Genomic DNA, 23,595 nt, shown 5'->3' on the forward strand with positions numbered 1-23,595 from the left:
TGCATTGTAGCGGTGCTCACCTGAAATGAAGATGAAAACGGACCTGGCGCGGTGTGTGATGCCCGTGGACGCGAACGGGCGGATTCCGTGACCGGCGCCGGGAAGGTCAGGCTGTACGGGTGGGTGTGTGGGTGCGGTCGATGTGCCCCAGGTCGCGTGCCGGGTCGAGCCGGTCGCGTACGCGCTGCTTCAGGATCTTGGCATCGGGAAAGCCGCCGTCGGTCTTGCGATCCCAGATCAGCACGTCATCGTAGCGGACCTGGAAAATACCGCCGGTACCCGGGACGAGCGTGACGCCGGCCAGGTCGGTAGCAAAGGTCGACAGCAGTTCTTGCGCCATCCAGCCGGCACGCAGCAGCCACTGGCATTGGGTGCAGTATGTGATCGAGATGTGCGGAGCGGGATGCGATTCCATGAGTCCGGGGCGGCTTTGCATTTGTTGTCGTACCGACAGGCACACTAGGGGCGCACGGCGGCGATTTCTGGATATTATTAATCGTACCGCGCACGGCTGCAATGGATGCGATGCGGGTGCGGTACGAATGGCATGTTTTTCTGTGTATCCCATCTACCCTCGGAGGGCGAATCCATGGCGGGCTATTTTGTACTGAAAGGCAGCGGCGATCACTTCATGTTCAACCTGAAGGCCGGCAACCACGAAACCATCCTGACCAGCCAGCGCTACAAGAGCAAGGCGGCAGCGCAGGGCGGTATCGCCTCGGTGCAGAAAAATGCCGCCGACGATGCCCGTTACGACCGCCTGGTCGCCAGGGATGGTTCGCCCTATTTCACGCTCAAGGCGGCCAATGGCGAGGTGATCGGACAAAGCGAGATGTATTCGGGCACGGCCGCACGCGACAAGGGTATCGCTTCAGTCAAGGCCAATGGCGCGACTGCGGACATTCGCGACGAGGGCTGAACCTGGGGGATATCGCTTTCATCTTCGGCTGTCAGGCCGGGGCTTCGCCGGTCTGTTCCGCCGGCGGACGGACCGACAGGTAGCCGATCCGGAACCCGCCCCAGTGCCTGCCTTCTACATAGATCGGGACCGACAGGTCATGCATGACTTCGCCGGTATCGCGCTTATAGGTCTGCAGCAGGAATGGCCGGGTATGCGCGCCACAGCGGCTGCCGGTACGGTCCTGGAACAGCCGCTTGGTGCGATTGTTGACCAGGTCTGTTGCATAGTCGCCGCTCAGAGGCTGTGAATAGCGCCGGTTGTGGGTCGGGAAGTAACCCTGGTCGTCCACGGCACCGGCATAGCTGATTTCAGGCATGGCTGACAGGATAGGTTCCTGGACGGACGGCAGGACCTGATCGGTGAAACTGTCGAAGCGGGTCCGGTATTTTGGCGGGCGGGTATCGGGTATCGGCTGGTATTGCCGGTCGAACAGGGCTTCGCGTGAGATCTGCCCCGAGGCAATCGCCTGCTCGAACAGCTTGCCGACCGCGTGCGCGGCATCGGCAGCGATGCGGCGGATGGCATCATGGCGGGTCTGTACGCCGCTCAGTGCAATCATCTCGAACAACTGTTCCGCCCGTTCGGCCAGTCGCATGGCCGAGTCCGTGGCATGCGGCAGCGAGGCGTCGGTGCCCTGCATGCGATCGTGCACATCATCGATGGCCGTGGTGATGGCCGATGCCGTGCCGACATGCTCCCGGCTGGCGGCTGCAATGGTGTCGATTTCGCTGCCCGAGATACTGGCGTGTTCGTCGATGGCGGCCAGCAGGGCATGGACCTGCACGATCTGCTGTGCGGCCTGCTCGACAGAGCCGCTGAGGGCCGACATGTCGTGCACGGCCTGTTCGGCCTCTTCGTTGATGGTGCCCAGCATGCCGCCGATCCGTTCCGTTTCCTGCTGGGTACGCTGTGCCAGCCGGCGCACTTCGGTTGCCACCACGGCAAAGCCGGCACCATGTGCGCCGGCCCGGGCTGCCTCGATGGCGGCATTGAGTGCAAGCAGATTGGTGCTGGCGGCAATTTCGTCAATGGCGGCCGTGATGCCGTGGATACCCTGGGCGCGTTCCTGGAGGTTGCGCAGGCTGCGTGCGGCTGTCTCGGTATCCTGACTGGCAGCCTTGATGTGCGCCAGTCCCTGGTCAGCAGTCTGGCGGCCCTGCGCACTGTTGTCGCGTACTTCGCGGGCCAGTTGGGCGGCCCGTTCGATGCCGACGGCAATCTGGTCGGATGCAGTGGCACTCTGGCGGGACTGGTCTGCGATCCGGTCTGCGGCCTCGATATCCTGATCGACCTTCTGCTTGATGGTGTCGATGAAATGCGAGGTTTCGGCCGCTCCGATCATGATCTGATCGATGGCGGGACCTGTCTGTTGCAGCCATGACTCGCTGCCCTGGCGGCGGCGCAGCAGGTGCCATGCCGGTAGCGACAGGACGGCACCTATCGCCGCAGCCAGCCACGGTGGCAGGCCGGGCACATAGGTGGTGAGGGCGGCAGAAGTCAGTGCTGCAAGCAACAGGGCTGCCGCCAAGGCACCTGCGGTACGCAGCTTGGGTGGATATGCCCGCATGGTCTCCTCCTGGCGGGTGGCGAAAATTATTGTCTTTTTGGACTGATTTTGTCTGATTGTATCGTTCGGACGGCGCTTTTCGTGGCACTTAGACCAAGGGATAAGGCAGCGCTTGTCTGCCCGGGCCTGTAGGCATGGAAAAGCAGGGGCTGATTTGCCCTATGCCTTGTGACGCCACTCCCAGAATGCAATCGCGATTCCGCTGCCGCAGATCATGGCAATGCCCAGCCAGGTGGTGGTGTCCGGAAACTGGCGCCAGACCAGCCATCCTGTAAAGGTGGCGCTGACGATCTGCAGGTAGGTATAAGGTGCCAGCATGGAGGCCGGGGCGTGGCGGTAAGCGGCGATCTGGAGCAGATGACCCAGCGCACCGCTGAGCCCGGTCGACAGCATGACCAGCCACACCGTGGGCGGCAGGGCTGCCAGTTCGGCCTGCAGCCGGCCCAGGCCATAGAAGGGCAGCAACACCGACAGCAGGCAGGTGCCGACCATGCCGCTCCAGACCAGCGAGGTCAGTGGGTGATCGCGGGCAATACCGCGTGTGGCGATGAACTGGCCTGCCAGCAGACAGGCCGCCAGCAGCGCGAACAGGACGCCGATCGGATGCAGTCCTCCGCTCGGGCGCACGATGACGAGCACGCCCAGAAACGCCACGCCGGCGGCGATCCAGCGCGACAGCCGGGGGCGTTCGCCGAGCAGCCATGGGGCGGCGCACAGCACCAGCAACGGTGCCAGGAAAGCGATGGCGGTGAACTGTGCCTGGGGCAGGTACGAGAGGGCCATGAATACACTGAGCGTTGCCCCCAGCATGAGTACGCCGCGCAGGAGCTGACGGTGCGGTACGGTGCTGCGGAACAGGGACCGGCCCCGCGCCGGCATGAAAATACCGACGACCAGCACGAGATGCATGGCATACCGGAACCAGGCAACCAGCAGCAGCGGGCCGCCTTCGCCCATGGTCCATTTGCTGCTGGCATCCAGACAGGAAAGAACCACCGAGGACAGGGCCAGCAGACCTACGCCGAGCAACGCAGAAGAGCCGCTCTCGCCGGATCGCGAGGCGGCAACGTCGCGGGCGTTGGCGCGGAACATGGGATTCTCCTGAGACAGAGGGCGAGTTATAGCATGGGTGTAAGAATCAGGCGCAATAACCATCGACATGGCAGGTATAGGCAGTGCCATACCCCTGTGTCATACTGCCGCCATCATCAAATATTGCCCAACAGAGAGGGTGCGATCATGCAAGGAAACCCCGAAGTCATCGACTATTTCACCAAGCTGCTGCGTGGCGAACTGGCCGCACGCGACCAGTACTTCATCCATTCACGCACCTACGCGCACCTGGGGTTCAGCAAACTCTACGATCGCATCAACCATGAAATGGAAGAGGAAACCCAGCACGCCGACGCGTTGCTGGCACGCATCCTGTTCCTCGACGGCAAGCCCGATATGCGTCCTTCCGAGTTCACGCCGGGGGCCGATGTGCCTGATATGCTGCGCAAGGATCTGGCGCTGGAGTACGAAGTGCGCGCTGCGCTGCGCAAGGGCGTCGATATCTGCGAACGTGCCGGCGACTATGTCAGCCGCGACGTGCTGGTCGCGCAGCTCAAGGATACCGAAGAGGACCATGCCTACTGGCTTGAGAAGCAACTGGGCCTGATCGAGAAAATGGGCCTGGAAAACTACCTGCAGTCCCAGGTCTGATTTCCTGAGCGTGCCGCCAGCGCGGTACTTGCTGTCAGACGGGCGCGATTTCGCGTCCTTTTTTTATGCAGTCCGCATTTTTTGATTGCTATCGCGTGTCTTGCGGTTTCGGGTGGCGGCTTCATGGCGATCCAGCAGGCCGGAGACAATGGCAAGCGCCAAGGCTGCCATGGACAATAGCCCTCCTGCCCAGTTCGGGGATGTGAATCCCAGACCAAAGGCAATGACCAGTCCGCCCAGCCAGGCCCCCAGCGCATTACCGAGGTTGAACAGCCCAATGTTGACGGCCGCCGCCATGGTTGGCGCGCCTGCTGCCCGGGCTTTGTCCATGACCAGTTTCTGGATGGGCGATACCGTTGCAAATCCGAATGCCGCCATCAGGAAAATGCAAATGACCGAGGCCATCTGGCTTGTGGCCATGAAATGGAAGGCGAACAGCACCATGGCCTGCGCCAGCAATGTGAAATAGAGCATGGGCATCAGCGCGCGATCGGCATAGCGGCCACCCAGCCAGTTCCCGACGAACAGGCCGAAGCCGAATACCATCAACAGCCATGTCACCGCTGTCTCAGAAAAGCCGGCAATTTCCGTCATCATCGGTGCGATGTAAGTGATGGATGTAAAGAACGCCGCAGGTCCCAGAATGGTAATGCCCATTGCCAGCAGTACCCTGGCATTTCCGAAAGCGGCCAATTCATGCCCGATCGGCTGTGTTTTGGGCTTTGGCGAAGGAGGAAGGAGCGTGAGGATACCGGCAAGGGTCGCGAGGCCGATCACGGTAATGGCATAGAAGGTCGCCTGCCAGGAAATCTGTTGACTGAGCCAGGTGCCTGCCGGTACGCCCACCAGTGTGGCGACTGTCAGACCTGAAAACATGAAGGCAATGGCGCGGACGCGTTTCTCCGTTGGCACCATCGTGGCTGCAAGGATCGAGCCGATGCCAAAGAATGCGCCATGCGTCAGTGAAGTAATGATGCGTCCGGCAATGGCGATCTCGAAGGTGGGGGCAAGCGCCGTGACCAGATTGCCGATGACAAACAGCAGCGTCAGGAATGCCAGCATGTTTTTCCGTGAGGTGCGCCGGCCCAGGATGATCAGGATGGGTGCACCCACAAAGACCCCCAATGCATAGCTGGTTGCCAGGTTGGCGGCGACGGGGATGGTGATGTTGAAGTCGGCGGCGATTGCAGGCAGTAATCCGGCGATGACGAACTCGGTGGTGCCGATGCCGAAAGCCCCGATGACAAGGGCCCACAGTGCGAGAGGCATAATGATTCCTGTAGCTAATTTTTTTGATGTTTGGCATCATATTCCTAAAAATATTAGGAAATAAACATCAAATGCCTAACAAAATTGAAGAAACGAATGCCGTTAAGCAAGCCAGGCACCAGCCCGCCAAACTGGATGAAGTTGACCGAAAGATATTAGGGTTGCTGTCCGAGGACAGTTCCAGAAGCTATGCCGAACTGAGCGAGGTTCTGCACCTGTCGGCTCCGGCAGTCCATGACCGGGTCAAGCGCCTCAAGCGGGATGGTGTCATCAAGGCAACCGTGGCCAGAATCGATGGCTGCAAGGTGGGCAGGACGTTGCTGACGTTCGTGTTGGTCAATACGAAAAATGTCGTCAGCACCAGGCGATTGCTGACCTTGGGTCATTTGCCTGAGATCGAGGAGATGCATACGGTCGCGGGCGATAGTTGCGTATTGCTCAAGGTGCGGGTTCGCGAGACCGAAGGGCTGGAAGCACTCCTTGAAAAAATACAGGATATCGAGGGTGTGGATGGCACACGCAGTTATATCGTCCTGTCCACATTTGTGGAGCGGGGGCCGGACCCGTCTCCCTAGTTTCTCCGGAAGGCTTTTCATGCTGTATTCCGGGTGCAAGCCGTTGCTGTGATGGCGAGTCTGGTGGCGTGCAAATTGATGGCTGCCGACCGGATCGCCTTGTCCCTGTTTGTTGACCATGCTCAAAAAGTGCCGCCTTATCGCCGGATTGGGAATAAGGTGGGCGTGTAGAATAAAGTTGCGTTTTTTAATCTTTTATTTATCTTTTGCATTGAGCAAAGGCAGGGTGTCGATCTATGAGCCGGCTATCGTTCAGTCTGGAAAATCTTCCTGTAACACGTAAACTCGGTCTGGGATTCGGGTTTGTTCTGCTGTTGGTGGCGATGCTGGCGATCGTGGGCATCAAGTCGCTTGATGCCAGCCGGCAGCACATCGAAAAGATCAATGCCGCTGCCGAGATCGGGGATGCACTCGACAAGGCCAATTTTGCGCGGCTGGAGTTTGCGCGCTCGCGTGACGTGAAGCTGTTGGCGGAGGTCGAGACGCAGAATCAGCGCATTCTGGCGTTGCTGCAGAACAGCCGCAATCTGAACTGGGATGTCGAGGATGAACAGGTCATCCTGATGATGCCGCATGTGGTCGAGCAGTACAGCGCCCTGCGAGCCGGTCTGGAAAAGGCCCATGAAGACTGGTGGGCTGCGCGACGCCGGATGATCGAGCCAGGCAACAAGCTGGTACCGGCCCTGCGCGAGCTGACGGATCAATTGCTGCACGAGGCGCGGCAGGATCCCTATGGCGAAAATCTTTACGAGCAGGCCGATGTGGCGATCGCCGTCGGCAGCATTGCCGAGCAGTTCGCCATGCTGCGCTATCAGGTGCGTGGACTGGTCATGAACGAGGATGCCAAGAGCGAGGAGTCTTCGCTCAAGGCGCTCGACGATGTACGCAAGTCGATGGATGCGTTGCTGCCGCGCCTGCAGGGTGATGCACATACCCGACTGCAGAACATCATTGCGCTGCTGGGTGAATATCGTGCCGGCGTGGTGGGTTTCCTGCCCGTTGTGGTACAGCGTGATGACCTGGCCAGTCAGATGAGTGACATCGTGACCAGCTTCAATACCATCAGCCAGAATGTCTTCCAGAACGAGCTGGCGCGTTCGCGTGAAGCGGCCGAGCGCAATGGTCTGCTGATGATTATCCTGTCGGTGGCTGCCGTCGTGCTGGGGGTGCTGGCGGCATGGTTGATCGGTCGTCAGATCGTGCGTCCGCTGCGTCGCACCGTGACGCTGGCCGAGCAGATTGCCCATGGTGACCTGACACATACGATCAGCAGCACGCGTCGTGATGAGCTGGGCCAGTTGCAGCAGGCCATGCACCGCATGCAGCAGTTCCTGGCGCGTACGGTCAGCACGGTGCGCAGTGGCGTCAAGGAAATCAATACCGGTGCCCAGGAGATCGCTTCCGGCAATGCCGACCTGTCGTCCCGTTCCGAGCAGCAGGCCGCTTCGCTGGAGGAAACGGCGGCCAGCATGGAACAACTGGCTTCCACGGTCAAGAACAACGCCGACAATGCCAACCAGGCGACATCGCTGGCCAACGAGGCGTCCAGCGTGGCTGTGCGTGGCGGTGAGGTAGTGGGGCGCGTGGTGTCCACCATGCATGGCATTTCCGATAGTTCACGCCGGATTGCCGACATCATCGGCGTGATCGAAAGCATTGCCTTCCAGACCAACATTCTGGCCCTTAACGCTGCGGTCGAGGCAGCCCGTGCCGGCGAACAGGGCAAGGGGTTTGCCGTGGTGGCTTCCGAAGTGCGTTCACTGGCGCAGCGCAGCGCAGGTGCCGCCAAGGAAATCAAGACGTTGATCGATGATTCCGTCAACAAGGTCACGGCAGGTTCGTCCCAGGTGCAGCAGGCCGCCGTCACGATGGAAGACATCGTCAAGTCGGTTCGCCGGGTCAGCGATCTGATCGAGGAAATCTCGGCCGCCTCGCGCGAGCAGGCAACCGGGATCGACCAGGTCAACCAGGCGGTGGGCCAGATGGATCATGTCACCCAGCAGAATGCCTCCCTGGTGGAGCAGGCTGCGGCAGCGTCCGCATCCCTGGAAGAACAGGCCACACGACTGGCTCAGGCCGTGGCGGTATTCAAGACAGATGAGGGTGATGACGATCTTGCACGGGCGGTCACGCAATCCGCTCCGGTACGTCGTGCAGCGGTAGCCGCGCCGGCACCGGTCGCCCGCAAGGCACAGCGTGTCGCACCCGCGCCTGCAACCCGCCGCGAACCGACGGTCAAGGCTGCGCTGGCTGCACCCGCTGCGGCCCCGGCCAAGTTCACGGCGCCGGCCCGCAAGGCTGCAGTACCGGTGGCGCAGTCTCGCAAGGATGACGGCGACTGGGATACGTTCTGACAGGGAAAATTGTATGATCCCCATTCATAACAGATACAAGTGTATGGGGATCATCCATGTCCACGCAGCAGGTCCGCTCGCCGGCCACTGAAACGTCCGAGTCCTTTTCCGTCAAGGTGGTGCTGGCCGGTACGCTGGTGGTGCTGCTGGCGATGGGCACCCGTGCCACTTTCGGGCTGTTCATGCAGCCCATGGGCATGGATCGTGGCTGGGACCGCGATGTGTTTTCCATGGCCTTCGCCATCCAGAACCTGGTCTGGGGCGTATTCAGCATTCTCATGGGCATGATGGCCGACCGCTTCGGCTCGGGCCGCACGATCGTGCTGGGCCTGTTGCTGTATGCGGCAGGCCTGATTGGCATGCTTTTTGCAGACAGTGAACTGAGTCTCTACCTGACGGCGGGTGTGCTGGTGGGCATGGGGCAGGCCGGTGTGACCTTTCCCGTGATCCTGCCGGTGATTGCCCGTGCCGTGCCTGCCGCAGCGCGCAGTACCGCGATGGGTATTGCCAGTGCGGGGGGCTCGCTGGGCCAGTTCCTGGTGGTCCCCGCAGGCCAGTTTGCCATTGATGGCATGGGTTGGTCGGGGGCCCTCTGGGCACTGTCGCTGTTCACGGCGGCCGGCCTGCCGCTGGTCTGGTTACTGCGCGGTCGTCCGGCCCAGGCCCGTGATACGCAGCAGTCCCTGGGCGACAGTGTGCGCCAGGCCGTCCGCGACAGGTCTTTCCAGCTGCTGTTCTGGAGTTATGCGGTCTGCGGCTTCCATACGGCTTTCATTACGCTGCACCTGCCTGCCTATGTGATGGATGGCGGGCTGACACCGACCCATGGGGCCATTGCCCTGGCCGTGATCGGGCTCTTCAATGTGATCGGCTCTTTCATGGCCGGCAAGCTGGGGGGGCGGCACAGCAAGAAACAGTTGCTGGCCTGGATCTATGGCCTGCGCGCGCTGGGCATGCTCTGGCTGCTCGAAATGCCGCTCTCGCCCTGGGTCCTCTACGTATTCGCAGCATGGATGGGGCTGTTCTGGCTGGGCACTGTGCCCCTCACGCAAGGTCTGATCGGCCAGATCTATGGTTTGCGCTATGCCGCTACGCTGTCCGGCGTGGCCTTTCTCGGACACCAGATCGGCAGCTACGTCGGCGTGGTGATGGGCGGCCGCGTCTATGCCGAGACGGGCAGCTATGACCTGGTGTGGTGGGTTGGCCTGGCTCTGGCACTGGTTGCGGCGGCGCTGTGCCTGCCGATACGCGAGCAGCCCCTGGCACCGCCGGTGCCGGCGAGGGCGGCATGAAGCCCGGTCGCCTGTGGACCTGGGCGGGCTATGCGCTGGTGCTCCTGCTGCTGGCCGTGGGCTTTCGTGCCTATCTGTCGCCTTCGATGCTGCTCAACTGGGAAACCTTCATGACGATGTGCGGGTTCTGACCTGCCATTGCGGAGCTTGAGCATGGAATTGCAGGAACTCGACTGGGCCGGCTGGATGGCCCTGCCGGCAGCCGACACCCTGGCACTGACGGTCAACAACCGGCTCGCCCGGCGGCTGATTGCCGATATGGCGGCGACCCTGGGGCCACAGCAGCGCGTCGCCGAATTGCCGCGCATCGTGCCGCTGTCGGCCTGGCTGGTCGACATGGCAGACCAGCTTGGCTTTGGGGGCCAGGTGCCGCTGTCGGCCTGGCGACTGGACAGCTTTGCCACGCAACGCCTGTGGGAACGGGTCATTGCGCAGGCCGAGCACGACAGACCCCTGCTTGACTTCGGGCAGACTGCGCGGCTGGCGGCCGATGCCGATGCCCTGATGGATGAGTGGGATCTGGCCGTGGCACCTGCCGAGGCCACGCACGAATACACCCGCTTTGCCTGCTGGCGCGAGGCCTATGTCCGGCAACTGGCAGCACTGGATGCCGAGGATGCCGGGCGCAGCGCAGCCCGGGTGATCGATGCCCTGTCCCTTGACGAGGCCGTGCCGGTGCCTGCGCATGTCGTGCTGGCCGGTTTCAATGAATACTCGCCGCGCCAGCAGGCCATGCTGGCGGCACTGGCTGCGCGTGGTGCGCAGCTATGGCAACTGCATGCCGACAGTGCCGAGCGTCTCGAAACGGCGCGGTTGCGCCGTTTTGCGGCTGCAGATCCCCAGGCCGAATGGCGCATGGCGGTCGCCTGGGCCGCAGAGCGCCTGCGAGCCGATCCGCAAGGCCGTTATGCCATTGTGGCCGCACACCTCGAAAGCGATGCGCCGCTGGCCCGGCGCTTGCTCGAACAGGCGCTGGCGGCCCGGCCCGGGCAGTCGGCCTTGCCTTATAACGTCGCCGTAGGCCGTCCTTTGGACGAATGGTCCGTGGCACGGGCTGCGCTGGCCTGGCTGGAAACCCTGGCTACCTTTGCGGAAAATGCCACCTGTCCCGTACCCGTGCTGGGGCAGGCCTTGTTGCTGGGGCAGGTGACAGGTGATCGCAGTGCCCAGGCAGGCATGGTCGAGATCGACGTGCGCCAGCGACGCAGCGGCGAAGTCACTGTCACGCAGGCACTATGGCTGGAGCGATTGCAGGGAGCCAACCCTGCGCTGGCACAGGCCTGGCAGCAGGCACTGGCCATCTGGGTCGATCCGGATGCCGGGACGGCGGCGCAGGACTGGGCGGCGCGTTGGCGGGCCGCTCTGGGCCTGCTGGGTTTTCCGGGCGATGCCAGTCTCGACAGTGTCGGTTTTCAGGCCTGCGAGGCGCTGTCTGCCGCGCTGGATCGCTTTGCGGCGCTGTCGGTCCTGGAGCCTGAACTGGAAGGGACGGTGGCGCTGAGACTGTGGCAGCGGATGTTGACCAACACGGCTTTCCAGCCCCAGCGGGCACCCGACGCAAGACTGGATGTGCTGGGCCTGCTGGAAGCCGAAGGTGGCCGCTGGGACGGCGTCTGGGTACTTGGGCTGGTCGATGAGGTGCTGCCCGATATGCCCAGTCCAAACCCGTTGCTGCCGGCCCAGGTCCTGCGGCAGGCGGGCGCACCCCGCGCTACGGTGGATCGCGAGCGGATATGGGCCGAACAGATGTATGCGGCGTTGTGTCGTACGGCACCCGATATCATGTTCAGCCATGCCCGCCGGGATGGCGAGCGCGAGATGCGTCCCGCACCCCTGATCGCGGCCTTGCCCCTGGCGGGCTGCGACTGGCCGGTGCCTGCCGTGCCGGTAGCATTGCTGCAGGAGACGCTGGTTGATGAGCAGGGGCCGGCGCTGGCATTGTGGCAACCCGAGGCGGGCGAGGCCGGTGTCATGCGTGGCGGGCTGGATGTGCTGGAGTTGCAGTCGCGCAATCCGCAGTGGGCTTTCCTGCGGCACCGGTTGGGCGGGCGCAGCCTGGCATCGTATGCGCAGCCGGGCGGTGCTCTGTCTCGCGGACAGTTTTTGCATGGTGTCATGGAGGCACTCTGGAAGGTGCTGGGCAGCCAGGATCGCCTGCACCAGGCGATGGCGGAACATCGGCTGGAGGCACTGGTGGTCGAGGCGGCAGAACAGGCGGCCCGGCAATATCTGGATGACGCCTTGCCTGCCGAGCGTGAACTGGAAAAGGCCCGTGCCTGCGGCATCGCCTTGCGCTGGCTGGACCTGGATGCGCAGCGCGAACCTTTCAGGATCGATGGCGTCGAGCAGGCCCACGTCTGGCGTCGTGGTCCATTGTCCCTGCGGGTACGACTGGACCGCATTGATCAGGTCGATGAAGGACGACTGGTGGTGGACTACAAGACCGGCTCGTCGGTGGCCGAGCCCGGGCGCGACTGGACGCGCCTGCGCCCGGTGGAATTGCAATTGCCTTTCTATGCCTCGGTGGTCGGCGGGGTGTCCGGCCTGATGCTGGCGCAACTGCATGCCCGCAAGGTGGCGGCCAAGGGGATTGCCGAGCATGACATGGGCGTGGCGGGACTGGCGCACCTGCCCGACTGGCAGTGGCCTGACGCTGTGCCCGGCATGTTCATGGATGACAGCCCGGCAGGGCCGGCACCACAGGATTGGCCGGCGCTGTTGTTGCGCTGGCGGACCGCCATCGAACGACTGGCCGATGAGTATGCGGCCGGCTGGGCCGTCAACCGTGCCTGGCATGGCGCTGACCTGCGCTATTGCGATGCGGCTGCCTTCCTGCGGCTGGATCTGGAGGACTGGCAGGCCGAAGAGGATGAAGCATGACCATGATATCTGCCCATGCCGGGAGCGGCACTGAACGCCAGCCGCATGATCTGGCTCAGCGCCGGCGGGCGCTCGATACCCGTAGTTCGTTCCTGGTGCAGGCACCGGCCGGTTCCGGCAAGACCGAATTGCTGACCGATCGTATCCTGGCACTGTTGTCCACAGTCCAGAAGCCCGAGGAAATCGTGGCGATCACCTTCACGCGCAAGGCGGCTGCCGAAATGCATGCGCGGGTGCTGGAAAAACTGCAGGCGGCCCGCGACCGGGATGTGCCCCCCGAGCAGGCGCATCAGTTGCAAAGCTGGCAACTGGCACGCGCGGCCCTGCAGCGCGATGCCGAACTGGGTTGGCACCTGCTCGACTATCCGGCGCGGCTGGGGATACGTACGATCGATGCTTTTTGCGCGTCGCTGGTGCGTCGCCTGCCCTGGCTGTCCGAGCTGGGCGGCCTGCCCGACATGGCCGATCGGCCCGAATTGCACTACCGCGCAGCGGCACGGGCCACGCTCGATATGGCCGGTGACCTGGACGCCATTCGCACGCTGCTGATCCATATGGATGTGGATGCTGTGGCAGCCGAGGAGGCGCTGGCAGGCATGCTGGCCCAGCGCGAACAGTGGTTGCCCCTGCTGGCGCATGGCGCGGATCGGGGATCGCTGGAAGACGCCATGGCGCGCATGATCGGCCAGGACATGCAGCAACTGGTACGCGCCATGCCCGATGGCTGGCTGCGTGTGCTGCCTGACGTGGCAAGGCTGGCCTGCGCGGCGCTCGACGAGCGCCAGGCCGCAGACGAGATCGACTTCAATCCCCTGGCGGCCTTGCGGGACTGGGTGGGCGAACCATTGGCTGCCGATGCGCATGAGCTGCCGCGCTGGCGCGCGCTGGCCGCTTTGCTGCTGACGGCTGATGGCGGGTTGCGCAAGCCACGCGGACTGACGGTCAAGGGTGGTTTCCCGCCGAAGAGTCTGCAAAAAACTGTGCTGGGCGATTGGCTGGAGGGGCTGGCGGGTCTGGATGACCGCTGGTGCAGCAGCCTGGATGCCGCCCGCCAGTTGCCTGACCCGCATCTGACCGACGCGCAGTGGGCAGTGCTCAACGCCCAGTTGATGGCCTTGCGGCTGGCCGCAGCACAATTGATGTTGCAGTTTTCCGAAGCTGGCGAGGTCGATTTCACCGAAATTGCGTTGCGTGCCATCCGGGCGCTCGGCACCGAAGATGATCCGGGCGAATTGCTGCTGCGCATGGATGCCAGCATTCGTCACCTGCTGATCGACGAATTCCAGGACACCAGCCAGATGCAGATCCGGTTGCTGGAAACCCTGACCTCGGGCTGGCAGCCCGAGGATGGACGCACGCTGTTTCTGGTGGGCGATCCGATGCAGTCCATCTACCGTTTCCGCAAGGCCGAGGTGGGGCTGTTCCTGTCGGTTCGCGATCAGGGGCTGGGAGCCTTGCAGCCCGAATTCCTGCAACTGACCGATAACTTCCGTTCGCAGGGCGGTATCGTCGAATGGGTCAACCAGGTGTTCGGGCAACTCTTGCCCAGCCTGGATGATCCGGTCAGCGGCGCGATCCGCTACGCGCCCTCACAGGCTTTTGTGCCGACGGAAGCCGGCGAGCCGGTTGGCCTGCACCTGATCGAAGGTTCGGATGTTGCTGCCGAACGCCTGTCTGCGCAGACGCTGGTGCGGCTTTGCCGCGAGGCGCTGGAGCGCCACGCCGGCAGTGCCCATCCGGTCGCGGTGCTGGTTCGTGCCCGCACGCACCTGGGATCGGCGGCGCGGGCGCTGGCACAGGCCGGTATTGCCTGTCGGGCGGTCGAACTGATTCCGCTGGCTCGGCGGGCGGTGGTGGTCGATCTGGTCCAACTGGTACGCGCCCTGGTGCATCCTGGTGACCGGCTGGCCTGGCTGTCGGTCTTGCGAGCCCCCTGGTGTGGCCTGACACTGGACAGCCTGCATGTCCTGCTGGGGGACGATCATCGCACGCCGGTGCCGGTCCTGCTGCAGCGGGTATTGCGTGCCGCCGGGCGTGGTGCGCCACAGTCACTCGCTGCTGGCGAGTGGCACAGGCTGGCACGGGTGGCCGGCATCCTGCTGGATGACAGCAATGCCTCCGGTCGCTTGCCTTTTGCGGCCTGGGTCGAGCAGGTCTGGACCCGGCTGGGAGGCCCTGGCCTGTACGTCGGGCCGGGTGATCTGGCCGATGCGCAGAGCCTGTTTTCATTGCTGGAAAGGATTGCACCCTATGGGGCGCTTGACCTGGACCGGTTCGAAGCCGAGATAGGCCGGCTCTATGCTTCTTCGCAGGAAAACGGGATCGACGATGACCCCGATGATGCGTCCGGCGTTCGCACGGGTCAGGTCGAGATCATGACCATGCACAAATCCAAGGGGCTGCAGTTCGAGACGGTCATTCTCTATGGCCTGCAGCGACTGCCGGCACGCGACCGTGATCCCCTGGTGCGCTTTGAACAGCAGGGAGATGACATCCTGATGGGGCCCGTCAAGGCGCGGGCCGATACCGAGGCTGACCCGGTGGCGCGCTATCTGGCGCGTCGCGAGCGTCGTCGTACCGACTATGAAACAGAACGGCTGCTGTATGTGGCGGCGACCCGCGCGCGCAAGCGCCTGCACCTGATGGCGCAGGTCGAGGTCGACGATGCTTCGGGCGAACCCAAACCACCTGCCGCTTCCACCCTGATGGGCAAGCTGTGGCCGGTCCTGCCTGCGCCGGGCGTGCCGCAGGTACCGGTGCGCGAGAGCGGTGAGGGATCGACGCTCATGCTGCCCGACTTCCAGGGGCCGCCGCTGCAGCGGGTCGTGCTGGCCGAGGGCCAGGCTATGCCTGGCGCGGGGCCAGTCCAGGATGGCGGTATTCGGTTGTCGCGCGTGCGCTGGGCGCAGCAGGGGGCCTATGACCGGCTCATGGGCACGGTGGCGCACGCCTGGCTGGCGCGGATGGGGGCCGAAGGTCTGGCCCGCTGGCCGCAGACGCGCATCCATGATGGCCTGCCGCTGATCCGACGGCAACTGACCCGTGCGGGTGTGCCGCCCGCGCACGTCGAGGCGGCTGCGCTGGACGTGCAGGATACGCTGCTGTGCATGCTGGCCAGCGAACGGGGGCAGTGGCTGCTGTCCCAGTCCGAGGCCCGTCGTGAGTGGCCCTTGCTGGACATGTCCGGCAAGGTGTCGATTCTCGATCTGGCACTGGAGCGCGAGGGGGGCTGGCTGGTGGTGGACTACAAGTCGGGTCGCCCGGGATTGGACGAATCCGCCGAGGTGTTTGCCGATCGCATGCGGGCGCAGTATCGCGACCAGATGCAGCGTTATCTCGACCAACTGGTGGCCCTGACCCGGCAACCCGCCCAGGCGGCACTGTTCTTCCCGCGTGCAGACCTGTGGCTCGACATGGGGGCTGCGCAAGTGCCGGTGTCATCCGGCAGCGCATACAATCCGGGGCTATGACGCAGACGCAACATCCCCATTCTCCTTCCGCAGCGCAGGCGCAACATGCTGACCGATGGCTGATTCTGGCCATCGTATCGAGTGCGCTTTTCCTGATCGTGGTCGACATGACCGTGCTTTATACGGCCTTGCCCAGGCTGACCCACGATCTGCATGCGACTGCCAGCGAAAAACTCTGGATCCTCAATATCTATGCGCTGATCGTGGCCGGTCTGTTACCTGGACTGGGCACGTTGGGGGATCGCCTGGGGCATCGGCGGCTCTTCATGTCGGGCCTGCTGGTGTTCGGTGCCGCCTCGCTGTGGGCGGCGTATTCGCCGACGCCGGGTTGGCTGATCGGGGCGCGTGCCCTGCTGGCAGTCGGCGCGGCCATGATGATGCCGGCCACGCTTTCGATCATTCGCCATACGTTCACCGATGCGCGCGAGCAGTCGTTCGCCATCGGCGTATGGGCCGCGGTGGCTTCGGGTGGCGCGGCACTTGGCCCGGTGCTGGGCGGGTTGCTGCTGGAATATTTCTGGTGGGGTGCGGTGTTCCTGATCAACGTGCCGGTCGTGCTGGTGGCGTTTGTGCTGACCGGGTATCGCATCCCGGTTTCGGGCCGCGATCCGGGGCGTAGCTGGGACCTGACGGGGTCGCTGCAGATCATGGTCGGCATCATCGGCCTGGTGTATGCGATCAAGGAAGTCAGCAAGCGGACGGCTTCATATGGCGAGGCCTTGCTGGCCTGCGCCATCGGCCTGTTTTTTCTCTGGCTGTTCGTACGGCGTCAGCGACGTCGTCCCGAGCCGCTGATCGATTTTGCCCTGTTCCGGCGCTGGCGCTTCCTGGCGGGGGTGGTGACCGCCGTGATCGCTTCGATTGCACTGATCGGCATGGAACTGGTGTTCAGCCAGCGCCTGCAACTGGTGCTGTCACTGTCGCCACTGCAGGCCGGTCTGCTGATCCTGCCGATTTCGCTGGCCTCGTTCGTGGCCGGGCCGCTGGCCGGCGTGTGGCTGCCCAGGCTGGGAAGTGAACGTGTCATGTGGCAGGCGCTGGGGCTGACAGGACTGGGGCTGGCCCTGCTGGGCCTAGTGGCGGGGCTGTCGCTGTCCTGGGTGATCCTGCCGCTGGCCCTGATCGGCTTCGGCATCGGGGCAGGCATGACGGCAGCGTCCAGTGCAATCATGTTCAATGCGCCCCCCGAGCGTGCCGGCATGGCGGCCTCGATAGAAGAAGTGTCGTATGAACTGGGTGGGGGTCTGGGCGTGGCGCTGATGGGCAGCCTCATGAGTGTGGTCTACATGCTCTCCATGCGGGTGCCGGAAGGGCTGCCGGTCTCGCCGCAGGTGCGCGACAGTCTGGATGAGGCGCTGATTGCGGCCGAGCCGCTGGCACCGGACCAGGCCAGCCTGCTGGTCGATACGGCGCGGCAGTCGTTCGACCAGGCCTATCTGGTGGTGATCGTGGCCTGCACGATCATGGTCTGGCTGGCGGCGGCCTGGATCAGGCAGCGGCAGCGTCGTGAACTGGCGGATGGTAAGGAAAGCGCGCCGACGCATCCGTGAAGGCATGGAAGTGCGTGACCACGTCGCCGTCGCGAAACAGGGCGATGGCATAGGCAGGCGGTTCCAGCCGGGTCGTGGCATAGCCCGGCGTGGCGAGATCGAGTTCGTGCTGGTGGTTGGTGCCGGGCACGGTCGAAAACGGCATGCCCTGCCAGATACCCGAGGCGGCCCGGTGCACATGGCCTGAAAAAAGGTGGCGGACCCGGCCATGGCGCTGCAGCAATTGCAGCACGGCCATCTTGTCGCGCAGTCCGATCCAGTCCATGGAAGGGTATTGCAGGTCGGGCAGCGGATGGTGCGTGAACAGCAGCACGTCGCGGTCGCGCGCGCCGTCCAGCGCTTCGGCCAGCCACTGCAGCCGGCGTTCACACAGCCGACCATGGATTTCCCCGGCTTCCAGCGTGTCGAGAAAAATCAGGCGCAGATCATGCATGTCCAACCAGGACTGCACGAAGCCGTGCCGATCGGTCGGGGTATCGGGAAACTGTGTCAGGAAGCCGGCACGGTCATCGTGGTTGCCGAGCAGCAACTGGTACGGGACGGTCAGTGACTTCAAACTGTCGGCCAGTGCGGCATAAGCCTCGGGTGCGCCGGCGTGCGCCAGGTCACCGGTCAGGACGCACAGATCCGCGTCGGCGTGATGGGTGTTGATATGCGCGATGCAGGCCTGGAACTGAGCCAGCGGGTCGAGCGAGAAGAGGCGTTGGCCGGGCGGGACGATGTGCAGATCAGAAACGTGCAGGATTTTCATAGGGTGATGGTGCCTGTCGATTTGACTAGGGAAGACGGCTCAAAGAGGGCGGGCGCACGGGCAGGGGCGCTTGGTCAACGGATACCGGCTCTCAGGAAAGCCTGGATGAACTGGCGCTGGAAGATCAGGAAGCCGATGAGCAGCGGCGCGACAGTCATCAGGGTGGCGGCACCGATCAGCGCGATATTGACGCCGCTCTCTGGCGCGCCGAACAGCGACAGGCCCACGGTCAGTGGCCGTGTGCTGTCGGTGCTGCTGATCACCAGCGGCCACAGGAAATTGTTCCAGTGCGTGGCGACGGAGACCAAGGCATAGGCGATATAGACCGGACGCGCCGCTGGGATGTAGACACGCCACAGTACGCCCATCATGCCGCAGCCCTCGATACGGGCCGCATCCTCCAGTTCGCGCGGCACCTGCATGAAGGTCTGGCGCAGCAGGAAGATCCCGAAGGCGCTGGCCATATAAGGCACACCCATGCCCAGCAGGCTGTCGATCCAGCCCAGCCGGGCCACGGTGGCGTAGTTTTCCACGATCAGCACTTCGGGCAGGATGAAAAGCTGGGCCAGGATCAACAGGAAGACAGCCTGCTTGCCGGGAAATTCGAAGCGGGCAAAGGCATAGGCAGCCAGTGTGCAAAGCAGGAACTGGCCTGCCAGGATCAGTCCGACCAGCAAGGTGGTGTTGAGAAAATAGCGCGGCCACGGCGCGCGCGCCCAGGCCTGTACGAAGTTGTCCAGCGTCCAGCCTTGCTGCCAGTCAAAGCCCAGCGCAGCCTCGGGGGTACGCAGTGCGGCCCAGGTGGCAAACAGCAATGGTGTAATCCAGAGCAGGGCCAGCAGCAGCGCACCGGCGCTGTCGAGCAGATGGATGGCGCGTTCGCGCCAGAGATGCAGGGCAGTCATGGTGTTCGTACTGATGTTCATTGGTAATGGGTGCGGCGATCCAGCCAGCGGAACTTGATGGCGGCGATCAGGGCCAGCGAAACCAGCAGCAGCACAGTCATGACTGCAGCCGCAGGGGTATCCAGGTAGGCGAAGGCCATTTCCCAGACCCAGTAGAGGGCCAGCTTGGAAGCGTTGTTGGGGCCACCTTTGGTCAGAATGAACAGGTGGTCGATCAGCTTGACCGAATTGATCAGGGCGTTGATCAGGATGAATATGGTAGTTGGCATCAGCAGCGGCAGGACCACTCGCCGGGTATAAGTCCAGCGGCTGGCACCTTCGATGCGTGCGGCATCGCGCAGGTCGGGCGGCAGGGTCTGCAGTGCTGCCAGGTAGAAAATCATGAAGAAGCCGGCCTCTTTCCACACCGTCACGGCCATGATGGCCCAGAGTGCCGTCTCCGGCTGGCCCAGCCAGTTGGTCGAGGCCATGCCGAACAGCGCCGTGAAGCGGTCCAGCAGGCCCAGGCCCGGCGTGTAGAAAAACAGCCAGAGGTTGGCGGCGGCGATCATGGGCAGCATGGTCGGCGTGAAATAGGCGCAGCGTACGAAGCCGCGTGCCGGCAGCTTTGCATTGGCCCACAGCGCCATGCCCAGCGCCAGGATCATCGACACTGGGATGGTGACTGCGGCATACAGCAGGTTGTTGCCCAATACCTGCCAGAAGACCGGATCGGCCGTCAGGCTGGCATAGTTGTCCAGCCCCGCGAATACCGAAGGGCGCCGCGCCGTACTGCGCGTCATCAGGCTGGCCTGCAGGGTATGCAGGGCCGGCAGGAAGGCGAACAGCGTCAGCAGGATGAGTGCCGGGCCGAGCAGCATCCAGCCGTAGAGGCTTTGCAGGCGCTGCGTATGCGAGGACTGGACAGCAATCATGGCAGGTCCCGGATCAACGGAAAGGACGCAGCAGCCGGTCGGCCTGTGCCTGGGCTTCGTCCAGTGCCGCCTGCGGGGTCTTGGCATCGGTGAGTGCCGCCTGCACCGCATTCGAGAGCAGTTCGCGCACGCGAGCCGTCTCGTAGGTGGCGAACTCCGGAATGGCGACAGCCAACTGGTCACGTGCCACCAGAGCCTGCGGGAACTCGCTGGCGTATGTCTGCAGGGCCGGTGTCTCGTAGGCTGCCTGGCTGGTGCCGACATAGCCGGTGGCGATCGACCACTGCGCGGCGCGTTCGGGGGCGGTCATCCAGCGGATGAAGGTCAACGCGGCTTTCTTCTGTGCATCGCTGGCACCCTTGAACAGGTAGAAGTTGCCGCCGCCGGTCGGCGAGCCGGGTTGTACGTTGGCCGGCAGCATGGCGACGCCGAAGTCGAACTTGGCTTCCTGGCGGACGGCCGTCAGGTTGCCGGTGGTGTGCCACATCATGGCCGTCTGGCCCTGTACGAAGGCCTGGCGCAGCGTGCCCCATTCGATGGTGCCGGCTGGACTGATCTTGTATTTGGCGGCCAGATCACGGAAAAATGCCAGTGCCTCGACCGAGGCCGGGGTGTTCAGGAACACCTCGGTGCCGGCGTCGTTCATCAGCTTCTGGCCGTTCTGGATCGCCAGCGCCTGAAACATCCAGTACGGATAGCCGGTGGAGGGGATCATCACGCCATAGCGGCCCGGCTGGGTCAGCTTCTGGCCCATTTCGACCATCTGGGTCCAGGTCAGCGGGGGCTGCTCGGGGTCCAGACCGGCGGCGCGGAACATGTCCTTGTTGTAGTACATGACGATGGTCGAGCGCTGGAACGGAATGCCCCAGACGTGGCCGTCGAGCGTACCGTTGGCCATCAGTGCCGGATAGAAGCCTTGCAGCCAGGCCTTTTCGTCGGCTTCGGTGGCAATCGGGTCGAAAGGTTCGACCAGTCCCTGTTCCACCAGGTCATGCGTATCGAGCGCGCCCAGCACCGAGAGCTGGACCGGTTCGCCACCACGCAGCGCCGACAGGGCGCGTACGCGGGTTTCGTCGTAGTTGCCCGAATAGACGGCCTTGACGCGGATGTCGGGGTGGGACTGCTGGAATGCGTTGATCATGCCGTCCACCACATCGGTCAGCGGGCCGCCGACGGAGATGGGGTAGTACATGGTCAGGTCGGTCTGTGCCATGGCAGGCGTGCCCAGGCCGAACAGCGCGGCGCAGGATGCGCCGGTCAGGAACTTGCGTAGCATTGGAAACCTCTTTGCAGGTCGTGGTGCGGAAAACGGTCAGGCGTATTGCGCGACCGGTCGGAAATCGTCTTGTGTCGTGTGGGGCTGTGCCGGATGGTCTGCCGTACCGGTATGTGGCAGGTCAAGGCGTCGACCGCTGTCGGGCGCGAAGTAATGGGCATGCACGGTGTGCCAGGACAGCCCCAGGCGAGCCCCCGGCAGTGCCGGCAAGCCATGGGCGATGCGGGCGATGATCTGACTGGCATCGGGCAGCTCCAGATAGGCATAGGCTTCGGCTCCTTGGAATTCCCTGTGCCGCAGGATGACCGGGATACGGCCGGCAGCGGCATCGCCCAAGAGCAGGTGTTCCGGCCTCACGCCGATGCGCAGGGGGCCGCCCGTCGTGCTGCCATCATGATGGGGCAGCAATTCTGCCGGGACATAGCTGCTGTCGAGCAGCATCATGGGAGGCGTGCCGATGAACGTGGCGCAGAAGGTGTTGCGTGGCTGGTTGTAGAGTTCGGCTGGCGCGCCCTGCTGGGCGATGCGTCCCTGGTCGAGCAGCACGACCGTATCGGCCATGCCTAGCGCCTCGGTCTGGTCATGGGTGACATAGACCACTGTCATGCCGAGGCGCTGCTGCAGCGAACGGATTTCATGGCGTACGCTGTGGCGCAGTTTGGCATCCAGGTTGGACAGCGGTTCGTCCATCAGGCACAGCGAATGGCCCGAGACGATGGAGCGTGCCAGCGCCACGCGCTGCCGTTGTCCGCCCGACAACTGGGCCGGCTTGCGCTGTTCCAGTCCGGCCAGGTTGGTCAGGCGCAGTGCTTCCTGCAGCCGGTGTTCCCGTTCGCCACGTGCCAGGGAACGGACCTTGAGGCCGAACACGATATTTTCGGCCACGCTCAGGTGCGGGAACAGGGCATACGACTGGAAGACCATCGACAATCCGCGCTGTGCCGGCGGCGCTGCCGTGACATCGTGGCCGTCGATCTCGACACTGCCGCTGTCGGGGTGCTCCAGGCCGGCGATCAGTCGCAGCAGCGTCGACTTGCCGCAGCCGGAGGGGCCCAGCAGGGCCGTCAGGCCGCCGCGCGGAATATCCAAGTCGAGGCCGGGGATGACCACCTGTTCGCCCCAGCTTTTGCTGACCTGGCGCAGGCGGATGGCGGGCGTGGGATGTGGGTGGGCAGTGGCATGTGCCAGGGGGGCGTGATTCATGCAGATAGTTCCTGTCCTTGTGCCTGTGGAATCATCAGGCGCGTTGTCTCTGGCATGACGTTCTCGAAACCGTCGGGCAATGCGCTGTCCGTGACCAGAATTTCATGGTCGCGGATATGGCCGCTGCGCACGGGGGCCGCCCGACCGAATTTCGAGTGATCCAGAATCAGGATGCGGGTCCGGCAACTCTCGCGCAGTGCCTCATGGCAGGCGGCTTCGGCGCGGTCGAAGTCCAGCAAGGCACCATCGGGGTCGACGCCGCCCACACCCGAAATGCCGAAGTCGGCCCGGAAGCTGCGAAACAGCCGTTCTGTCTCGGTCCCGAGGATCTCGGGATTGGGAATGCGCAATTCGCCGCCCGGCATCACGATGCGGTGGGTGTCGTCCTGGCCCAGCGCCAGGGCGACCCGCAGGTTGTTGGTGACGACGGTCAGATGGCGTCGCTGCTGTCGCGCCAGGGCCAGCGCCACCTGTTCCGGCGTCGTGCCGAAGCCCAGCAGAATGCAGCTATGGTCGGGGATCAGACTGGCGACCGCCTGACCGATCAGGACCTTGGCATCGAAGTTGCTGATGCGGCGGGTGTCGTAGGGCTGGTTGAGCTGTGGCGCGATCAGTTCGGCACCGCCATGGCGGCGGCGCAGCAGGTTGGCTTCATAGAGCTGGTTGAGGTCGCGCCGGATGGTCTGGGGCGTGACCTTGAAATGTCCGGCCAGACGGTCTACGCTCATGGCACCGTGGCTGCGCAGCATCGCGACGATGTGATCCTGGCGTGTCGAGTGATTCATTTGACGGCATCTTTGTTTTCATATGAACAGGCCGTAGCGTAGACAGCGCGAATGACACCACCGTGACCGGCGGATGAAGAAAAAATGACAGCGTTATATATTCATATGAAAGCTGTCGGATGGCTTAGGCTTTTTCGCT

Annotated in this window: 19 protein-coding genes and 1 pseudogene; 9 read left to right on the forward strand and 11 right to left on the reverse strand. The window is 63.6% G+C overall.

Translation table 11 applies throughout. The annotated features are described in order from the left end of the window. Positions 1-106: 106 nt before the first annotated feature. Entirely contained in the window at positions 107-415 is a 309-nt protein-coding gene (locus ABN482_RS03030; RefSeq protein ID WP_349502605.1) for an Rdx family protein, read from the reverse strand. A gap of 174 nt (positions 416-589) precedes the next feature. On the opposite strand from ABN482_RS03030, the gene ABN482_RS03035 reads away from it, so the two are divergent. Continuing rightward, positions 590-919, forward strand: a complete 330-nt coding sequence (locus ABN482_RS03035) for a YegP family protein (protein ID WP_349502606.1) — start codon at positions 590-592, stop codon at positions 917-919. Between the two features lie 31 nt (positions 920-950). Here ABN482_RS03035 and ABN482_RS03040 read toward each other — a convergent pair whose 3' ends face one another. Next, positions 951-2,528, reverse strand: coding sequence for a methyl-accepting chemotaxis protein (locus ABN482_RS03040; RefSeq protein ID WP_349502607.1), 1,578 nt, complete (start codon positions 2,526-2,528; stop codon positions 951-953). A gap of 159 nt (positions 2,529-2,687) precedes the next feature. Then, complete coding sequence (locus ABN482_RS03045) at positions 2,688-3,620, reverse strand: DMT family transporter (protein ID WP_349502608.1); 933 nt, start codon at positions 3,618-3,620, stop codon at positions 2,688-2,690. Between the two features lie 147 nt (positions 3,621-3,767). Between ABN482_RS03045 and bfr the strand changes: the two genes are divergently transcribed. Continuing rightward, on the forward strand, positions 3,768-4,232 hold the full coding sequence (bfr, locus tag ABN482_RS03050; protein ID WP_349502609.1) for a bacterioferritin: 465 nt from the start codon (positions 3,768-3,770) through the stop codon (positions 4,230-4,232). 63 nt (positions 4,233-4,295) lie between these two features. Here bfr and ABN482_RS03055 read toward each other — a convergent pair whose 3' ends face one another. Beyond that, entirely contained in the window at positions 4,296-5,501 is a 1,206-nt protein-coding gene (locus ABN482_RS03055) for an MFS transporter (RefSeq protein ID WP_349502610.1), read from the reverse strand. A gap of 71 nt (positions 5,502-5,572) precedes the next feature. Between ABN482_RS03055 and ABN482_RS03060 the strand changes: the two genes are divergently transcribed. From ABN482_RS03060 to ABN482_RS03090, 7 genes are all read left to right on the forward strand, one after another. Beyond that, positions 5,573-6,076: an Lrp/AsnC family transcriptional regulator gene (locus ABN482_RS03060; protein WP_349502611.1), complete on the forward strand. Its 504-nt coding sequence runs from the start codon at positions 5,573-5,575 to the stop codon at positions 6,074-6,076. A gap of 236 nt (positions 6,077-6,312) precedes the next feature. Continuing rightward, positions 6,313-8,430 carry a methyl-accepting chemotaxis protein gene (locus ABN482_RS03065; RefSeq protein ID WP_349502612.1) on the forward strand — a complete coding sequence of 706 codons (2,118 nt, stop codon included), beginning with the start codon at positions 6,313-6,315 and terminating at the stop codon, positions 8,428-8,430. Positions 8,431-8,486: 56 nt separating this feature from the next. Continuing rightward, complete coding sequence (locus ABN482_RS03070) at positions 8,487-9,722, forward strand: MFS transporter (protein ID WP_349502613.1); 1,236 nt, start codon at positions 8,487-8,489, stop codon at positions 9,720-9,722. Then, positions 9,719-9,853 (forward strand): hypothetical protein, encoded by a 135-nt coding sequence (locus tag ABN482_RS03075; RefSeq protein WP_275667549.1) that lies wholly within the window; start codon positions 9,719-9,721, stop codon positions 9,851-9,853. The genes ABN482_RS03070 and ABN482_RS03075 overlap by 4 nt, the downstream gene beginning before the upstream one ends. Before the next feature lie 22 nt (positions 9,854-9,875). Next, positions 9,876-12,602 (forward strand): PD-(D/E)XK nuclease family protein, encoded by a 2,727-nt coding sequence (locus ABN482_RS03080; RefSeq protein WP_349502614.1) that lies wholly within the window; start codon positions 9,876-9,878, stop codon positions 12,600-12,602. Further along, positions 12,599-16,072, forward strand: a complete 3,474-nt coding sequence (locus ABN482_RS03085) for a UvrD-helicase domain-containing protein (protein ID WP_349502615.1) — start codon at positions 12,599-12,601, stop codon at positions 16,070-16,072. Before ABN482_RS03080 ends, ABN482_RS03085 begins: the two co-directional genes overlap by 4 nt. Further along, positions 16,069-17,622, forward strand: coding sequence for an MFS transporter (locus ABN482_RS03090; protein ID WP_349502616.1), 1,554 nt, complete (start codon positions 16,069-16,071; stop codon positions 17,620-17,622). The genes ABN482_RS03085 and ABN482_RS03090 overlap by 4 nt, the downstream gene beginning before the upstream one ends. Here the strand turns inward: ABN482_RS03090 and ABN482_RS03095 are convergent. The 7 genes and pseudogenes from ABN482_RS03095 to ABN482_RS03120 form a co-directional block, all read right to left on the reverse strand. Further along, positions 17,561-18,373, reverse strand: coding sequence for a phosphodiesterase (locus ABN482_RS03095; protein ID WP_349502617.1), 813 nt, complete (start codon positions 18,371-18,373; stop codon positions 17,561-17,563). The two genes, ABN482_RS03090 and ABN482_RS03095, sit on opposite strands and share 62 nt — an antisense overlap. 74 nt (positions 18,374-18,447) lie before the next feature. Further along, positions 18,448-19,278 carry a carbohydrate ABC transporter permease gene (locus ABN482_RS03100; protein WP_109062164.1) on the reverse strand — a complete coding sequence of 277 codons (831 nt, stop codon included), beginning with the start codon at positions 19,276-19,278 and terminating at the stop codon, positions 18,448-18,450. 17 nt (positions 19,279-19,295) lie between these two features. Next, entirely contained in the window at positions 19,296-20,192 is an 897-nt protein-coding gene (locus ABN482_RS03105; RefSeq protein ID WP_109062165.1) for a carbohydrate ABC transporter permease, read from the reverse strand. 13 nt (positions 20,193-20,205) lie between these two features. After that, a complete protein-coding gene (locus ABN482_RS03110) occupies positions 20,206-21,468 on the reverse strand; it encodes an ABC transporter substrate-binding protein (RefSeq protein WP_109062166.1) in 1,263 nt (420 codons plus the stop codon). A gap of 36 nt (positions 21,469-21,504) precedes the next feature. Beyond that, positions 21,505-22,158 (reverse strand): ABC transporter ATP-binding protein, encoded by a 654-nt coding sequence (locus tag ABN482_RS16445; RefSeq protein WP_502877225.1) that lies wholly within the window; start codon positions 22,156-22,158, stop codon positions 21,505-21,507. Continuing rightward, positions 22,156-22,671: pseudogene (locus ABN482_RS16450) on the reverse strand (ABC transporter ATP-binding protein); the annotation flags it as partial. The pseudogene ABN482_RS16450 and the gene ABN482_RS16445, both read right to left, overlap by 3 nt. Beyond that, the gene (locus ABN482_RS03120; RefSeq protein WP_143857520.1) at positions 22,668-23,456 is read right to left on the reverse strand and encodes a DeoR/GlpR family DNA-binding transcription regulator; all 789 of its coding nucleotides are present in this window, start codon (positions 23,454-23,456) and stop codon (positions 22,668-22,670) included. The pseudogene ABN482_RS16450 and the gene ABN482_RS03120, both read right to left, overlap by 4 nt. Positions 23,457-23,595 lie beyond the last annotated feature (139 nt).

The organism is Corticimicrobacter sp., from assembly GCF_040137905.1.
Lineage (GTDB): Bacteria > Pseudomonadota > Gammaproteobacteria > Burkholderiales > Burkholderiaceae_B > Corticimicrobacter.

Bases quoted from the DNA above. Each gene is read 5' to 3' on its own strand.
- ABN482_RS03060 (WP_349502611.1), top strand. From the start codon at position 5,573: ATGCCTAACAAAATTGAAGAAACGAATGCCGTTAAGCAAGCCAGGCAC.
- ABN482_RS03085 (WP_349502615.1), top strand. From the start codon at position 12,599: ATGACCATGATATCTGCCCATGCCGGGAGCGGCACTGAACGCCAGCCG.
- ABN482_RS03110 (WP_109062166.1), bottom strand. From the start codon at position 21,468: ATGCTACGCAAGTTCCTGACCGGCGCATCCTGCGCCGCGCTGTTCGGC.
- ABN482_RS03095 (WP_349502617.1), bottom strand. From the start codon at position 18,373: ATGAAAATCCTGCACGTTTCTGATCTGCACATCGTCCCGCCCGGCCAA.
- ABN482_RS03040 (WP_349502607.1), bottom strand. From the start codon at position 2,528: ATGCGGGCATATCCACCCAAGCTGCGTACCGCAGGTGCCTTGGCGGCA.
- ABN482_RS03065 (WP_349502612.1), top strand. From the start codon at position 6,313: ATGAGCCGGCTATCGTTCAGTCTGGAAAATCTTCCTGTAACACGTAAA.
- ABN482_RS03105 (WP_109062165.1), bottom strand. From the start codon at position 20,192: ATGATTGCTGTCCAGTCCTCGCATACGCAGCGCCTGCAAAGCCTCTAC.
- ABN482_RS03120 (WP_143857520.1), bottom strand. From the start codon at position 23,456: ATGAATCACTCGACACGCCAGGATCACATCGTCGCGATGCTGCGCAGC.
- ABN482_RS03030 (WP_349502605.1), bottom strand. From the start codon at position 415: ATGGAATCGCATCCCGCTCCGCACATCTCGATCACATACTGCACCCAA.
- ABN482_RS03075 (WP_275667549.1), top strand. From the start codon at position 9,719: ATGAAGCCCGGTCGCCTGTGGACCTGGGCGGGCTATGCGCTGGTGCTC.
- bfr (WP_349502609.1), top strand. From the start codon at position 3,768: ATGCAAGGAAACCCCGAAGTCATCGACTATTTCACCAAGCTGCTGCGT.
- ABN482_RS16445 (WP_502877225.1), bottom strand. From the start codon at position 22,158: ATGGACGAACCGCTGTCCAACCTGGATGCCAAACTGCGCCACAGCGTA.
- ABN482_RS03080 (WP_349502614.1), top strand. From the start codon at position 9,876: ATGGAATTGCAGGAACTCGACTGGGCCGGCTGGATGGCCCTGCCGGCA.
- ABN482_RS03090 (WP_349502616.1), top strand. From the start codon at position 16,069: ATGACGCAGACGCAACATCCCCATTCTCCTTCCGCAGCGCAGGCGCAA.
- ABN482_RS03100 (WP_109062164.1), bottom strand. From the start codon at position 19,278: ATGACTGCCCTGCATCTCTGGCGCGAACGCGCCATCCATCTGCTCGAC.
- ABN482_RS03045 (WP_349502608.1), bottom strand. From the start codon at position 3,620: ATGTTCCGCGCCAACGCCCGCGACGTTGCCGCCTCGCGATCCGGCGAG.
- ABN482_RS03055 (WP_349502610.1), bottom strand. From the start codon at position 5,501: ATGCCTCTCGCACTGTGGGCCCTTGTCATCGGGGCTTTCGGCATCGGC.
- ABN482_RS03035 (WP_349502606.1), top strand. From the start codon at position 590: ATGGCGGGCTATTTTGTACTGAAAGGCAGCGGCGATCACTTCATGTTC.
- ABN482_RS03070 (WP_349502613.1), top strand. From the start codon at position 8,487: ATGTCCACGCAGCAGGTCCGCTCGCCGGCCACTGAAACGTCCGAGTCC.